At 69.7% G+C, this 13,401-nt stretch carries 13 protein-coding genes; 6 read left to right on the top strand and 7 right to left on the bottom strand.

What is annotated here, in order from left to right:
- Positions 1-82: 82 nt before the first annotated feature.
- Both AC0KS4_RS17360 and cofC read right to left on the bottom strand, forming a co-directional pair.
- Positions 83-2,284 carry an RNA degradosome polyphosphate kinase gene (locus AC0KS4_RS17360; protein ID WP_225329115.1) on the bottom strand — a complete coding sequence of 734 codons (2,202 nt, stop codon included), beginning with the start codon at positions 2,282-2,284 and terminating at the stop codon, positions 83-85.
- Positions 2,285-2,406: 122 nt separating this feature from the next.
- Positions 2,407-3,078, bottom strand: a complete 672-nt coding sequence (gene cofC / locus AC0KS4_RS17355) for a 2-phospho-L-lactate guanylyltransferase (protein WP_238956519.1) — start codon at positions 3,076-3,078, stop codon at positions 2,407-2,409.
- A gap of 155 nt (positions 3,079-3,233) precedes the next feature.
- On the opposite strand from cofC, the gene AC0KS4_RS17350 reads away from it, so the two are divergent.
- Both AC0KS4_RS17350 and AC0KS4_RS17345 read left to right on the top strand, forming a co-directional pair.
- Positions 3,234-4,277, top strand: a complete 1,044-nt coding sequence (locus AC0KS4_RS17350) for an NAD(P)H-dependent glycerol-3-phosphate dehydrogenase (RefSeq protein ID WP_238956518.1) — start codon at positions 3,234-3,236, stop codon at positions 4,275-4,277.
- Positions 4,278-4,308: 31 nt separating this feature from the next.
- Entirely contained in the window at positions 4,309-5,454 is a 1,146-nt protein-coding gene (locus AC0KS4_RS17345) for a D-alanine--D-alanine ligase family protein (RefSeq protein ID WP_238956517.1), read from the top strand.
- A 3-nt stretch (positions 5,455-5,457) separates the two neighbouring features.
- Here the strand turns inward: AC0KS4_RS17345 and AC0KS4_RS17340 are convergent, their stop codons facing one another.
- Entirely contained in the window at positions 5,458-6,042 is a 585-nt protein-coding gene (locus tag AC0KS4_RS17340) for a DUF3515 domain-containing protein (RefSeq protein WP_238956516.1), read from the bottom strand.
- A gap of 45 nt (positions 6,043-6,087) precedes the next feature.
- Between AC0KS4_RS17340 and AC0KS4_RS17335 the strand changes: the two genes are divergently transcribed.
- From AC0KS4_RS17335 to AC0KS4_RS17325, 3 genes are read left to right on the top strand one after another with little or no spacing between them, the layout of a single operon-like run.
- Positions 6,088-7,035, top strand: a complete 948-nt coding sequence (locus tag AC0KS4_RS17335) for a thiamine-phosphate kinase (RefSeq protein ID WP_238956515.1) — start codon at positions 6,088-6,090, stop codon at positions 7,033-7,035.
- A gap of 41 nt (positions 7,036-7,076) precedes the next feature.
- Entirely contained in the window at positions 7,077-7,760 is a 684-nt protein-coding gene (locus AC0KS4_RS17330) for a uracil-DNA glycosylase (RefSeq protein WP_225329109.1), read from the top strand.
- A 5-nt stretch (positions 7,761-7,765) separates the two neighbouring features.
- The gene (locus AC0KS4_RS17325; protein ID WP_238956514.1) at positions 7,766-8,695 is read left to right on the top strand and encodes an NADP-dependent oxidoreductase; all 930 of its coding nucleotides are present in this window, start codon (positions 7,766-7,768) and stop codon (positions 8,693-8,695) included.
- Positions 8,696-8,703: 8 nt separating this feature from the next.
- On the opposite strand, the gene AC0KS4_RS17320 is transcribed toward AC0KS4_RS17325, so the two are convergent.
- From AC0KS4_RS17320 to AC0KS4_RS17305, 4 genes are read right to left on the bottom strand one after another with little or no spacing between them, the layout of a single operon-like run.
- On the bottom strand, positions 8,704-9,534 hold the full coding sequence (locus AC0KS4_RS17320; RefSeq protein WP_238956513.1) for an oxidoreductase: 831 nt from the start codon (positions 9,532-9,534) through the stop codon (positions 8,704-8,706).
- Positions 9,535-10,779: a hypothetical protein gene (locus AC0KS4_RS17315; RefSeq protein ID WP_238956512.1), complete on the bottom strand. Its 1,245-nt coding sequence runs from the start codon at positions 10,777-10,779 to the stop codon at positions 9,535-9,537. It lies immediately after the preceding gene.
- Entirely contained in the window at positions 10,772-11,962 is a 1,191-nt protein-coding gene (locus AC0KS4_RS17310) for a sulfotransferase family protein (RefSeq protein ID WP_238956511.1), read from the bottom strand. Before AC0KS4_RS17310 ends, AC0KS4_RS17315 begins: the two co-directional genes overlap by 8 nt.
- 5 nt (positions 11,963-11,967) lie before the next feature.
- Positions 11,968-12,411: a nuclear transport factor 2 family protein gene (locus AC0KS4_RS17305; protein WP_225329104.1), complete on the bottom strand. Its 444-nt coding sequence runs from the start codon at positions 12,409-12,411 to the stop codon at positions 11,968-11,970.
- 99 nt (positions 12,412-12,510) lie between these two features.
- Here AC0KS4_RS17305 and AC0KS4_RS17300 point away from each other — a divergent pair, with 99 nt between their 5' ends.
- Positions 12,511-13,401, top strand: coding sequence for an SDR family NAD(P)-dependent oxidoreductase (locus AC0KS4_RS17300; RefSeq protein ID WP_238956510.1), 891 nt, complete (start codon positions 12,511-12,513; stop codon positions 13,399-13,401).

Below are 13,401 nucleotides of genomic sequence, written 5' to 3'. Positions count from 1 at the left end.
CAACTCCTGCAGGTCAATTCGGTCAGAGTCGCACGTTCAATCACGCTGCGGCCCGGAAACAACCGGAAATCACCGCACAGGTCTAGGGACTGCGATGCCGCTCCATCAACGATACTTGGTGGTCGCGCACCGTATGGCCCTCGTGTGGCGACGCGGTCCACTGCCCGTCGGACCCGAGTTCCCAGCAGCGCGTGGACGGATCCAATGCGGACTCGAACAATTCATCCAGCTGCGCGGTGAGCTTGGGGTCCTTGACCTGAGCCAGCACCTCCACCCGACGATCGAGGTTGCGGTGCATCATATCGGCGCTGCCGATCCAGAATTCATTGATGCTGTGGAAATGGATGATCCGCGAGTGCTCCAGGAAACGCCCGAGAATGGAGCGCACAAAGATGTTTTCGGAGTAGCCCTGCGCGCCCGGGCGCAGCGCGCAGATGCCACGCACGACCACCTCGACCCGCACGCCCGCCTGCGACGCCCGGTACAGCGCATCGATGACCTGTTCATCCACCAGCGCATTCATCTTGAGACGAATTCGCCCGTCTCCGCGTTCGCGGTGCGCCGCGATCTCGCGTTCGACGCGTTCGATGATGCCGGTGCGAATTCCGTGCGGCGCCACCAGCAGATTGCGGTAGGAGACCTTACGCGAATATCCGGTAAGCGAATTGAACAAGTCGGTGAGGTCCGCACCGATGTCGGGGGCGGCTGTCAGCAGGCCGACATCCTCATAGAGACGGGCGGTCTTGCTGTTGTAGTTGCCGGTTCCGATGTGGCAGTACCGCCGGATCGCCGAGCCTTCGCGACGCACCACCAAGCAGGTCTTGCAGTGCGTCTTGAGCCCGACGAGCCCGTAAACCACGTGCACGCCCGCTTGTTCGAGTGCGCGCGCCCAGCGGATGTTGGCCTGTTCGTCGAAGCGCGCCTTGATCTCGACGAGCGCCACGGCCTGCTTTCCAGCCTCGGCCGCTTCGATCAGCGCGCGAACGATCGGCGAATCACCGGAGGTGCGATACAACGTCTGTTTGATCGCCAGCACGTTGGGATCGGCCGCGGCCTGCTGGATGAATCGCTGCACGCTGGTGGAGAAGGAGTCATACGGGTGGTGCACCAGCACGTCGCCCTCGCGCAGCGTCGCGAAGATGCTCTTGGGGGATTCGCGGTCGGCGAAGGCGGGGTGCGTGTCGGGAACGAACGCGGGGTCCTTGAGCGCCGGGCGGTCCAGGTCGTAGATCTGCCACAGCGACGAAAGATCGAGAAGCCCGGGGACTTCGATGACGTCGCCGGGATGCACGTCCAGTTCGCGCAGCAGCAATTCCAGCATGCCCTCGGTCATGTCGTCGGCGATCTCGAGTCGCACCGGCGGACCGAACCGCCGGCGCGCCAATTCCCTTTCGAGGGCCTGCAGCAGATCTTCGTCGCGGTCCTCTTCGACTTCCATGTCGGCGTTGCGGGTAATGCGGAATGCGTGGTGTTCCACGATTTCCATGCCGGGGAACAGAAGAGGAAGGAAGGCCGCGATCAGTTCCTCCAGCGGCAGATAGCGGACGATGGAGCGGCTTTGGCCCGCGGCGGTGTCGCGGCCCGCCTTGAGCGCGCCGAGTTCGACGAAGCGATCGACGTTGTTGGGCACCTTGACTCGGGCGAAGTGCTGGCCACCATCCTCGGGCTGGCGCACCATGACCGCCAGATTCAGGCTCAGCCCGCTGACGAACGGGAACGGGTGCGCGGGATCGACGGCCAGCGGAGTCAGGACGGGAAAGACTTGATCGGTGAAATAGGTCGAGAGTTCGTCGCGCTCGGCCTGGTCGAGGTCGGCCCACGTGACGATGTGGATGCCTTCCTCGGCGAGCGCCGGACGCACCGAATCGAGGAACACCCGCGCGTGCCGGGTGGCGATCCGCTGGGTCTGTTCCCCGATGAAGGCCAGCTGCTTGCGCGGCGTCAGACCGTCGGCGGAGCGCACCGACAGGCCCATCTCGTCGCGGCGCTTGAGGCCGGCGACCCGCACCATGTAGAACTCGTCGAGGTTGGAGGCGAAGATCGCCAGGAACTTGGCCCGTTCCAACAGCGGCAACGAATTATCGTCGGCCAGCGCCAGCACGCGGGCGTTGAAGTCCAGCCAGCTCAGTTCCCGGTTGAGGTAACGCTCGTCCGGCAGATCGGTCATCGCGGTGGGGGTCGCGGCCGGTGGAGCCGCCACGGCCGAGTCGCCTGAATGCCACAGATTCTCGTCGGGTCGCGCCTCAGCTTCGATTTCAGTCACCCTGCGATCATCGCTCATCACGCGCGGGTGCTGCCAGTGGTGATCGCGAGCGGGCGAAGCGGGTGGCGCTTGCGCACGCGGGACATCCATTCGCCGTTGGGCCGACGTTCACGTTCCGGACGGCTTGGCCTCGCGTGACCGAATCAGTGCGCGGCGAGGGCGCGGGCCGTCGCGGCCCCCACCCCGAGGCGACGGGCGGCCGCGAGGTCGGTCGGGGTGTCGACGTCACAGCGCAGGCCGGGCCACGCGCCGGTCAGCTCGATCGCACCCGAACTGCGGTGCCGCGCCGAGGAATCGGTACCGAACCGGGGATCGAGCGGGCCCCCGAATGCGAAGAGCGCCGCGGTTCCGGTCGCCAGCCGGTCGGCGACGAAGCTGCGCCGGTGCTGACGCGCGGCGGCGACGGCCTCGGCCAGCTCCTGGGTTTGCAGCGCCGGCAAATCGCCTTGCAGCGCAACGACATTGGAGAACGAACCGGCCACCGAGCGCGCCGCGGTGGCGATCGCGTTGTTCAGCGGATCGGGATGGCCCTCGGGCGTCGGGTCAACCAGCACATCGGCGCCCAGCTCCGTGGCCGCGGCGGCCGCCGCGTCGTCGGGAGTGATCACGGTGATCGAGCCCAGCGATTCGACGCGCCCCGCGGCGGCCAGGGTGTCCATCAACATCGCCAGCACCACGCTCTCGCGCGTGCGGGCCGAGAAAACCGGCGCCAGTCTGGTCTTGGCCGCGGCCAACCTCTTGACGGCGATGATCAACGCGACATCACCCCCGTTGCCCACGCCGCTGTGTGCGCCGTCGGGTCGTATGCCGCTCATGAGATGTCATCCTGCCAGCGGCGCCGCGCGCGCCGGCGTCATGGCCCCGGCGCGCGGGGACACGCTGGCGCGCGTGACGCCCGGTCCGTCGCTGATCTAGGGTGTAGCGGCTGCACGCGCCGCGTGAGCAACACCGACCACCGCAGGGGGTGAACATGACCAGCACGCATGGCGGTTCAGCGGGCTCCGTCACGGTCATGGGCGCCGGGGCGTGGGGAACGGCGCTGGCCAAGGTGCTCGTCGAGGCCGGCGGACCGGAAACACAGGTCACCCTGTGGGCGCGCAGGCCCGAGCTCGCCGAGCGCATCAACGCCACCCGATCAAACCCGGACTATCTGCCCGGCACGTCGCTGCCGTCGGGCGTCCGCGCCACCGCCGACGCCGCCGAGGCGCTGCACGGCGCGTCCACCGTGCTGCTCGGCGTGCCCGCGCAGACGATGCGCAGCAACCTCGAGCGCTGGACGCCGCTGCTGCGCGAGGGCGCCACCCTGGTCAGCCTGGCCAAGGGCATCGAGCTGGGCACCCTGATGCGGATGAGCCAGGTGATCGTGGCGGTGACCGGCGCCGACCCGGCTCAGGTCGCGGTGATATCGGGTCCGAACCTGGCCAGCGAGATCGCGGGCTGCCAGCCGGCCGCGACGGTGGTCGCCTGCAGTGACTCGGGCCGGGCCGTCGCCCTGCAGCGCATGCTGAACAGCGGATACTTTCGCCCCTATACCAACAGTGATGTGGTCGGCACCGAGATCGGCGGCGCGTGCAAGAACGTCATCGCGCTCGCCTGCGGGATGGCGGCCGGTGTGGGGCTCGGCGAAAACACCGCGGCGGCGATCATCACCCGTGGCCTGGCCGAGATCATGCGGCTGGGGATCGCGCTGGGCGCCAAGGGCGCGACGCTGGCCGGGCTGGCCGGGGTGGGCGACCTGGTGGCCACCTGCAGCTCCCCGCGGTCGCGCAACCGGTCGTTCGGCGAACGGCTCGGCCGCGGAGCAACCATCGAATCGGTTCTTTCCGGCACGCCCGACGGCGGCGACGGGCACGTCGTCGAGGGTGTGACGTCCTGCGAGTCGGTGCTGGCGCTGGCCGCCAGCTACGACGTCGAAATGCCGCTCACCGACGCCGTGCACCGGGTCTGCCACAAAGGGTTGTCGGTCGACGAGGCGATGGCGCTGCTGTTGGGCCGCCGCACCAAGCCCGAATGAGCCGCCGCCTACCCGGTAGCCTCTTGACATTGTGAATGCCAGCGATCGGTCGACGCCGCACCCCGGCTCAGGGGGCGGTGAGCGGGCGCGTGTCGCCGTCGTCTTCGGCGGGCGCAGCAACGAGCACGCCATCTCGTGCGTCTCGGCGGGCAGCATCCTGCGCAACCTCGACCCCGAGCGTTTCGAGGTGGTCGCGATCGGCATCACCCCGGAAGGTTCCTGGGTGCTCACCGACGGCGACCCGGCCGCGCTGGCGATCACCGACCGGCGACTGCCCGAGGTCACCGCCGAATCGGGAACCGAGCTGGCGCTGTCGGCCGATCCGCGGCGCGGCGGCCAATTGGTGTCCCTGCCCCCCCGCGCGGGTGAGGTGTTGGCGTCCGTCGACGTGGTGTTCCCCGTGCTGCACGGCCCCTACGGCGAGGACGGCACCATTCAGGGGCTGCTCGAACTCGCCGGCGTGCCGTATGTGGGCGCCGGTGTGTTGGCCAGCGCCGCCGGCATGGACAAGGAATTCACCAAAAAGCTGTTCGCCGCCGAGGGATTGCCGGTCGGCGACTACGCGGTGCTGCGCCCGTCACGCGCGCGGCTACGGCCCGAGGAGTGCCAGCGGCTGGGGTTGCCGGTGTTCGTCAAACCAGCCCGGGGCGGTTCCTCGATCGGTGTGAGCCGGGTATCGAGCCGGGACCAGCTGGACGCCGCCGTCGCCGCCGCGCGCCGCCACGATCCCAAGGTCATCGTCGAGGCCGCGATCGTCGGCCGTGAGCTGGAGTGCGGCGTGCTCGAAATGCCCGACGGCACAGTCGAAGCCAGCGCGCTGGGCGAGATCCGGCTGGCCGGCGTGCGGGGCCGCGAGGACTCGTTCTACGACTTCGCCACCAAATACCTTGACGACGCAGCCGAATTGGATGTGCCCGCAAAGGTCGACGACGAAACCGCCGATGCCGTGCGCCAATTGGCGATCCGCGCGTTCAAGGCCATTGACTGCCAGGGGCTGGCCCGGGTGGATTTCTTCCTCACCGACGACGGGCCCGTGCTCAACGAGATCAACACGATGCCGGGATTCACCACGATCTCGATGTATCCGCGGATGTGGGCGGCCAGCGGCGTGGACTACCCGACCCTGCTGGCGACGATGGTCGAGACGGCGTTGGCCCGCGGGGTCGGCCTGCGTTAGGCGCTAACGCGCGGGCCCGGGGTTGATGGGTGCGGCCGCGATGCGCTGTTCGATCACCTCGGACAGCCGCTGGATCGGTGCCGGGCCCGACCCGGTGGGCAGCGTGAGCGCCACATAGACTCCGCGATCCACCGCGTACCAGGTGGATCGGCCGGCGTCACCGGCGGACTGCTGATCGGAACGCACCTGGAACCACTGCACCCGGTCGACCACCTGGATCGGGGCGCCGACGACGAACTCGCCCGGGCGGTCCAGCCCGCAGCGCAGCACCACCGGCTCGCTGCCGTGTCCGGTCCGCCAGGCCGCCGCCCCCACCGGTTCCGGTTGCTCGAGCGCCGCCCGCTGGTAGTCGCCCAGGCGCTGCGGCAGCGCGTCCATCAGCGCCCGGCACGCGGCGCTTTCGGCCTGCGGCGCCGGGACGGCGGGAACGGCGACCGGTTGCGGCGGAGCCTCCCGGGTGGCCGCGATCGCCAGGATCACCCCGATGGTCGCGACGGCCAGCGCTACGGCGACGATGATCACCGCTCGCGGCGGCCCGCCGTCGGCGTCCGATCCGGTTGCCACCGCGCACACCTCCTGTCCCCACATCACTATCGCCTCAGCTCACCCCGATGGCCAATTATCGTGGGTGGCGTGCGGGACGAATCGACGCTGCAGCAACTCGGCGAGTTCGCTGTCATCGACCGCCTGGTGGCTGGCCGCCGGCAGCCCGCCGCGGTCGTGCTCGGGCCGGGTGACGACGCGGCGCTGGTGGCGGCCGGCGACGGCCGCGCCGTGGTGTCGACCGACATGCTGGTGCAGGACCGGCACTTCCGGCTGGACTGGTCGGCGCCCCACGACATCGGCCGCAAGGCGATCGCCCAGAACGCCGCGGACATCGAGGCGATGGGCGCGCGGCCCACGGCGTTCGTCGTCGCCTTCGGGGCGCCCGGTGCGACGCCGGCGGCGGCGGTGGACGCGCTGGTCGACGGGATGTGGGACGAGGCGCAGCGCGTCGGCGCCGGCATCGCCGGCGGCGACCTGGTCGGCTGCCCGCAGTGGGTGATCTCGGTGACGGTGCTGGGCGACCTCGGCGGGCGCGATCCGGTGCGGCGATCGGGCGCACAGCCCGGCTCGCTGGTCGCCGTTGCCGGGGACCTGGGCCGCTCCGCGGCGGGTTTCGCCTTGTGGCACAACGGCATTGGTGGGTTCGATGAGTTGCGGCGCCGGCATGTGGTGCCCGAGCCGCCGTACGGTCAGGGCTCGGTCGCGGCCGCCGGGGGAGCGCAGGCGATGATCGACGTCTCCGACGGCCTGATCGCCGACCTACGCCACGTCGCCGACGCGTCGGGGGTGGGCATCGACCTGTCCACCGCGGCGCTGGCCGCGGACCGCGACGCGCTTGCCGCGGCGGCGGCCGCCGCGGGCGCCGATCCCTGGCCGTGGGTGCTGGCCGGCGGTGAAGACCACGCCCTGGTGGCGTGTTTCGCCGGACCCGCGCCGGCCGGATGGCGTGTCATCGGGCGGGTTCTCGACGGGCCGGCCCGGGTGCTCGTCGACGATCAGGAGTGGAGCGGCCACGCCGGCTGGCAGTCGTACTAGGGTGGCGCGGTGACCGTTTACCCGATCGCGAAGGGCCGATGATGACGGCGCGCCCGTTGAGCGAATTGGTCGAGCCGGGCTGGGCGAGCGCGCTGCAACCCGTGGCCGGGCAGGTCGCCCAAATGGGGCAATTCCTGCGGGACGAGATCGCGGCCGGGCGCAGGTATCTGCCCGCCGGGTCGAATGTGTTGCGCGCCTTCACCTATCCCTTCGACCAGGTCAGGGTGTTGATCGTCGGGCAGGACCCCTATCCGACGCCCGGACACGCTGTGGGCCTGAGCTTTTCGGTGGCGCCCGAGGTGCGGCCGCTGCCCCGCAGCCTGGCCAACATCTTTCAGGAGTACACCGCGGACCTGGGCCACCCCCCGCCCTCATCCGGTGACCTGACGCCGTGGGCGCAGCGCGGCGTGCTGCTGTTGAACAGGGTGCTCACCGTGCGTCCCAGCAATCCGGCGTCGCATCGGGGCAAGGGCTGGGAAGCGGTGACCGAATGCGCCATCCGGGCGCTGACCGCACGCTCGCTGCCCCTGGTGGCCATCCTGTGGGGCCGCGACGCGTCGACGCTCAAACCGATTCTCGCTCAGGGCAATTGCGTGGCCATCGAGTCGCCGCACCCCTCGCCGCTGTCGGCGTCGCGGGGATTCTTCGGCTCCCGCCCGTTCAGCCGCGCCAACGAACTGCTGGCCGGGATGGGTGCGGACGCGATCGATTGGCGGCTGCCCTGAACAAGATGACCGCGCTACGGGCGAACCGGCGCGGCGGCCCGGAACAGCTGGTGATCGAGCGGGCGCCCGTGCCGGTGGCGGGCGCCGGCGAAGCCTTGGTGGCCGTGCACGCCGCCGCCATCACCTTCGACGAGCTGACGTGGGAGGAGACGTGGACCCGCGACGGGGTCAGCCGGACCCCCGTCATCCCGTCCCACGAGGTCTCCGGCGTGGTGTCCGCGGTGGCCGACGGCGTCACGGATTTCGTGCCCGGCGACGAGGTCTATGGCCTAATCGATTTCGACCGCGACGGCGCGGCCGCCGATTTCGTCGCCGTACCCGCGGCCGATCTGGCCGCCAAACCGTCGACGGTCTCCCACGTCGTCGCCGCCGCGCTGCCGCTGGCCGGCCTGACCGCGTGGCAGGCTCTGGTCGACCATGCCGCGGTGCAGCCCGGAGAGTCCGTGCTGGTGCACGGGGGCGCCGGCGGAGTGGGCCTGTTGACCGTTCAGCTGGCCGCCCTGCGCGGGGCGCGCGTCACCGCGACCGTGCGCAGCGACACCGCGAACCTCCTGCGCGGCTGCGGCGCGCAGCGGGTGATCGACACGCGCACGGAGGCATTCGACGAAACGGGCGCCGCCTGCGACGTCGTCGTCGACACCGTCGGCGGCCAGACGCTGGAGCGGTCATACGCCGTGCTGCGCCGCGGCGGCCGGCTGGTGACGTTGTCGGCGCCGCCGCCCGACGGCAGGGCTGACGAATTCGGCGTCAGCGCAACGTTTTTCATCGTCACGCCGAATCGGGATCAGCTCGCCGAGCTCGCCGCGCTCGTCGACAGCGACCGCTTACACGTCGCGATCGCCCAGACGTTCCCGCTCGACGAGGGGCGGGCGGCGTTCGAAAGCCGCGAGCACGGCGGCCGCGCCGGCAAGACGGTCCTCGTCGTGCGCGACTGAGGGCCGCGCTACGACGCCGGGAAGTTGACGTCCTTGGTGACGGCTTCCCATTCGTCGATCGATGCCGACAACGCGGCGATCTTGTCCCGCATGGCCTTGAGCACGTCGCGGCCCAGCAGCAGCCGCAGCGGCGGGTCATCGAGCTTGGCCACCATCAGCACCGCCTCGGCCACCTTGCGCGGGTCGCCGGGCAGGTGATCGGCGAACTGCTTGATCAGGTCCTTGCGCGCCGCCACGTCGGCGTAATCGGTTATCGGAGACTCGGATTCCTTCATCGACCTCGTCGCCCAATCGGTGCGGAAGGCGCCCGGTTCGACGGCGGTCACCTTGATGCCCAGGGGGCGGACCTCGGTGGCGAGCGCCTCGGTGACCGCCTCCAGCGCGAACTTGGTCGACGAATAGTAGGCATTGGGCGGGTTGGCCACCAGGCCGGTCATCGAGGAGATGTTGATGATGTGGCCCGATCCGCGGGCGCGCATCGCCGGCAGCACCGCCTTGATCATGTCGACGGCGCCGAAGTAGTTCACGTCGAACAGCTTTCGGACCTCGGCGTCCTCGCCCTCTTCCACCGCCGACAGGTAGCCGTGTCCGGCGTTGTTGACCAGGACATCGATTCCGCCGAAGGCCTCGTCGGCCGCCGCCACCGCGGCCGCGACCTGGCCGGTGTCGGTCACGTCGAGCGCGACCGCCAGCGCCCGGTCGCCGAACTCGTCGGCGAGGTCCTGCACGGCCTCGGCCCGTCGCGCCGTCACCACCACGCTGTGGCCGGCTTCCAGGGCCGCGCGGGCGATCTCGCGTCCGAAGCCGGTGGAGCATCCCGTGATCAGCCAGCGAGCCATCTAGCTTGTTCCTTCCGGTAGGCGGCGCAGATAGGCCGTGCGGCGCTCGGCGAGCTGGGCGGCCCGCTGCCGCGGGCTCACCCGCGCCAGGTGCGGCACCTCGGTGTCGAGCTGGTCCAGCTTGATGACGCGGCCCCGCGCGCCGAGGTCTTCGCGGGGACCATTCTCGCCGAACTCCGCCATGCGCAGGGTCAGGATGGCCTCGCGCAGGCCGTCGGAGTCGATCCAGTTGGCCACGCCGGGGTCGACGGGCGAGATCACGTAGGTGTAGGTGCCGTCCTCGTTCGGGACCGACTGCGCCTTGTTGAGGCTGCCGGTGCGGTCGACGAGTTCGAGCGTGGTGCCCCAGATGTTGCTGAGCGGGACGGTGAAGTATTCGGCGCCACCGTCATTCAGGTCGACGACGAACGCCTCGTCGGGGGCGAGATCGAAGCGGCCCATCACATACACCTGGTTGCGCATGGCCCCGATCTTGTCGGCCGACCAGGCCAGGTTGAAATGGTTGGCCGGCATCTTGTACACGCCGTGGCTGAGCTTGCCGGTGAAGTTCGCGAAGTAATCCATCATCGCGGCGGTGGCCTCGGCCTGCTCATCAAGGGTGCGTGGCGGCGTCACCGCGGGGCCGCCAAGCCGTTGCACCTCAAGGTGATTGGGGTCGTCGCGGCCCCAGTCCAGCAGCACGTCGCGAATGTAGAACTCGTGGGCCGCCGGGGATGTCCGCACGTGATTGGGCCGGCCGTTGGCGGGTTCGGAGTCGACGGTGATGGTGAAGCTGCCGTCGGAGTCGACCCGCATGGTGCGGCCGTTGAGCACGTCGACGGTGCCCATGTTCGCATCCCAGAGGGTGAAGTAGTTCTCGGTCATCCGGTGTTCGCCGACCCGGCCGTGGATCTCGTAGCGCTCGTCTCCGGAGATGGGGATCACCCGGTACACGCTGTCGGGATTGTCGATGCCCCAACGCGATCCGGGGATCCGGCGCCCGTCCACAGGGTGCGCGAGCCGGGTGATGCAACTGACCTTGGGCCGCAGCTTGTCCTGGTTGGACGACCACATCGCCGCCGAGAACATCACCTCGGCGAACGCGTCGTCGAAGCGTTCGCGCATCGCGTCGGACGCCCTGGCCCGGCCCAGCCAGGTCTGCGCCACGGTGCGGTACGCAGCCTTGACGGTGGGATGCTCGATCAGGTCGAGCGCCGCCAGTTCTTGTTCATGCTGGGACGCCGTCGCGACCGGGTCATCAGGCATGTGCTGTTCCTCCGATGAATTGCGCAAAACGCTTGTTGTACAACGTGAATCGCTCGTCGACCTGCTCGGGCAGCAGGCCGTAGTTCTCCAGACCGTAGGGCGGGCGCGCCGCCTCCCGCGGACGCTCACGCAGCCAGCGGCGCATCGCGTCCTCGGCGTCGGCGGTCAGCGGCAGCCCGATCGCGTCGTAGACGCGGGCCACCTGCCCGATCGGGTCGGCCACCGCCTCGTGGAACCCGATGTCGGTGACGCGATCACCGTCGTCGGACCAGCCGTCGCGGGTCGCCATCGCCCGGTCGTTGGTCCAGCCCATCCGCGCCAACCATTGCGCGCCGACCCGGTGCGCATCCACGGCGTCGGCGTGCATCGCGTGCAGGGTGGCGTTCAGGCCGGCCCCCGACGCAATCGTGGTGCGCGGGTCGCGGTGCATGTGCACGACGTGCAGGTCGGGGAACTGGGCGCGCAGCAGGCCCAAATACCCCAGGTGCGCCGGCGATTTGAGCACCCAGCGCTGACCGACCAGCCCGCGCCGGCGTTTCTGCCATTGCAGGAACTGCAGCATGCGGTGCAGGTGGGCGTAGGCGGGGGAGAAGTCCTGGTCGTCGAGCCAGGTCCGGTAGCGGGGCAGGTGCGCGCCCGACTCGGGGACGTGCGACAGGAAGGCGTCCGCCAGAAAGACGATCTCCTCCTCGGCTTCGGTGGCGTACATCGGGTGGATGGAGAACAGTTCGGGCGCCAGTTCGCGCGATTTCGCTTCTCGCGCTTGGGCGATGGCGATGCGCGGATCCACCCCGGCGAACTGATGGTTCAGTCGCGGCGCGACCTCGACGACCTCCCACCCGTACGCGCAGACGAAGCGCGGGTCGGCCGCCAGCAGGCGCTGCAACAGCGTGGTCCCGCTGCGCATCATCCCGACGACCACGATCGGCGCGGCCACCCGCTCGTCGAGAATCTCCGGATGGCGGCGGATCCACTCCTGGGTGCGCAGTCGCATCCGCAGGCTGTGCACGATGCCCGACCGCAGGATGTGGGCGCCGATCGCGTTGAGGTCGGCGCGCGCATAATCGCGCAGCAGGACGGTCAGCGGCTCTTCGAATTCGCCCGGGCCCCAGTCGGTGAGCCCTTCCTTGCGTTGCGCGTCGGCCAGGACGGCGGCCGGCTCGAAGACGCTGGGGGATGCCATGACGGTCAGAACTTCAGGTGCCGGCTGACGTCGCCGACCTGGTCGACGAACATGGTGCGGCTGTCGAAACACCAGGCGCCGTCCACCCGGTGAAAGGTGTCCTTGTAGTGCCCGGTCACGATGACCTGCAGCGGCAGGTCGGGGGTGGCCTGCGTGACGCAGTAGTAGGACGTGCTGGTCGCGGTGCCCTGCGCCTCGTCGATGTACAGCTGCACGTTGGCGGTGTGGTGTTTGGTCTTCGGGGTGCCGTCTTCGTAGATGCGCGTGGCCATCTCGTACATCTCGCGGACCCTCGCCGAACCCGCGAACACCGTCTCCGGCGGGCCGTCCTCCACGCCGCAGATGCGGCCGTGCTCGAACAGCCGGGCCACCCCGTCCAGGTCGCCGCCGTCGAGCAGCTGCGCATAGGTGTAGATGAGGTTGGTGATCTCGGTGGCGCTGTCACTCATGTCGAACCGCCTCGGGAAAGTCCGTCCGCTGTGCTTCCGCGACCAATGTTGGCAGAACCGGTCCAACTTACATAGAACCGACGATTACTCTTAGTCGCCGTGACCTTACCGTGGACGCCGAGCCGGCTCGGCAACCTGACCGGCAAGCGCGTGATCGTGACCGGGGCGACCAACGGGGTGGGGCTGGGCACCTCGCGCGCGCTCGCCAACGCCGGCGCGCACGTGATCCTCGCGGTGCGCAACACCGACCTCGGTGCGCAGCGAGCGGCTGAAATCGGCGGCTCGACCTCCGTGGTCAGGCTCGACCTCGCCGACCTGTCGTCGGTGCGGGCGTTCCCCGACCTGATCGACGGGCCGGTCGACATCCTGATCAACAACGCCGGCGCCCTCACCGACCGCCGCACCGACACGGTCGACGGATTCGAGATGACGCTGGGCACCAATTTGCTCGGGCCGTTCGCCCTGACCAACCTGCTCATATCCAGGGTGCGTTCGCAGATCATCAACGTCGGCTCCGACGCGCACCGGTCGGCGACGCTGCACCTCGACGACCCGCACCTGCGCCGGCACAAATGGACGAGGCTGGGCGCCTACGCGCAGTCCAAGCTCGCGGTCATGCTGTGGGGGCTCGAGCTGGACCGCAGGTTGCGCGCGGCCGGGTCGCCGCTCGTCACCCACCTCACCCACCCCGGCTGGGTGGCGTCGAACCTGTCCAACGTGGGCGACGCACCGCTGATGTCGCTGGCCCACAAGGCGGTCAAGGTGGTGGCCGACCGGCTGGCCAACGACATCGACGAGGGCGCGGCGCCCACGCTGTACTGCATCAGCGAGCCCGTCCCGCCGGGCAGCTACGTCGGGGTCAGCGGCCGGTTCGGGCTGCGCGGCGGCCCGGTGCTCATCGGCCGGACGCCGCTGGCATGCGACTACGACACGGCCGCGCGGCTGGTGGCCTTCGCCGAGCGCGAGACCGGCACCACACTGGAGGTCTGA

This window comes from Mycobacterium sp. NTMscope_MAC_12 (assembly GCF_976985675.1).
This window is presented reverse-complemented; position numbering and strand designations above follow the sequence as displayed.

Excerpts from the sequence above, each read along its gene's own strand:
- cofC (WP_238956519.1), bottom strand. The coding sequence starts at position 3,078 with ATGAGCGGCATACGACCCGACGGCGCACACAGCGGCGTGGGCAACGGG.
- AC0KS4_RS17350 (WP_238956518.1), top strand. The coding sequence starts at position 3,234 with ATGACCAGCACGCATGGCGGTTCAGCGGGCTCCGTCACGGTCATGGGC.
- AC0KS4_RS17340 (WP_238956516.1), bottom strand. The coding sequence starts at position 6,042 with ATGTGGGGACAGGAGGTGTGCGCGGTGGCAACCGGATCGGACGCCGAC.
- AC0KS4_RS17330 (WP_225329109.1), top strand. The coding sequence starts at position 7,077 with ATGACGGCGCGCCCGTTGAGCGAATTGGTCGAGCCGGGCTGGGCGAGC.
- AC0KS4_RS17325 (WP_238956514.1), top strand. The coding sequence starts at position 7,766 with ATGACCGCGCTACGGGCGAACCGGCGCGGCGGCCCGGAACAGCTGGTG.
- AC0KS4_RS17320 (WP_238956513.1), bottom strand. The coding sequence starts at position 9,534 with ATGGCTCGCTGGCTGATCACGGGATGCTCCACCGGCTTCGGACGCGAG.
- AC0KS4_RS17315 (WP_238956512.1), bottom strand. The coding sequence starts at position 10,779 with ATGCCTGATGACCCGGTCGCGACGGCGTCCCAGCATGAACAAGAACTG.
- AC0KS4_RS17310 (WP_238956511.1), bottom strand. The coding sequence starts at position 11,962 with ATGGCATCCCCCAGCGTCTTCGAGCCGGCCGCCGTCCTGGCCGACGCG.
- AC0KS4_RS17305 (WP_225329104.1), bottom strand. The coding sequence starts at position 12,411 with ATGAGTGACAGCGCCACCGAGATCACCAACCTCATCTACACCTATGCG.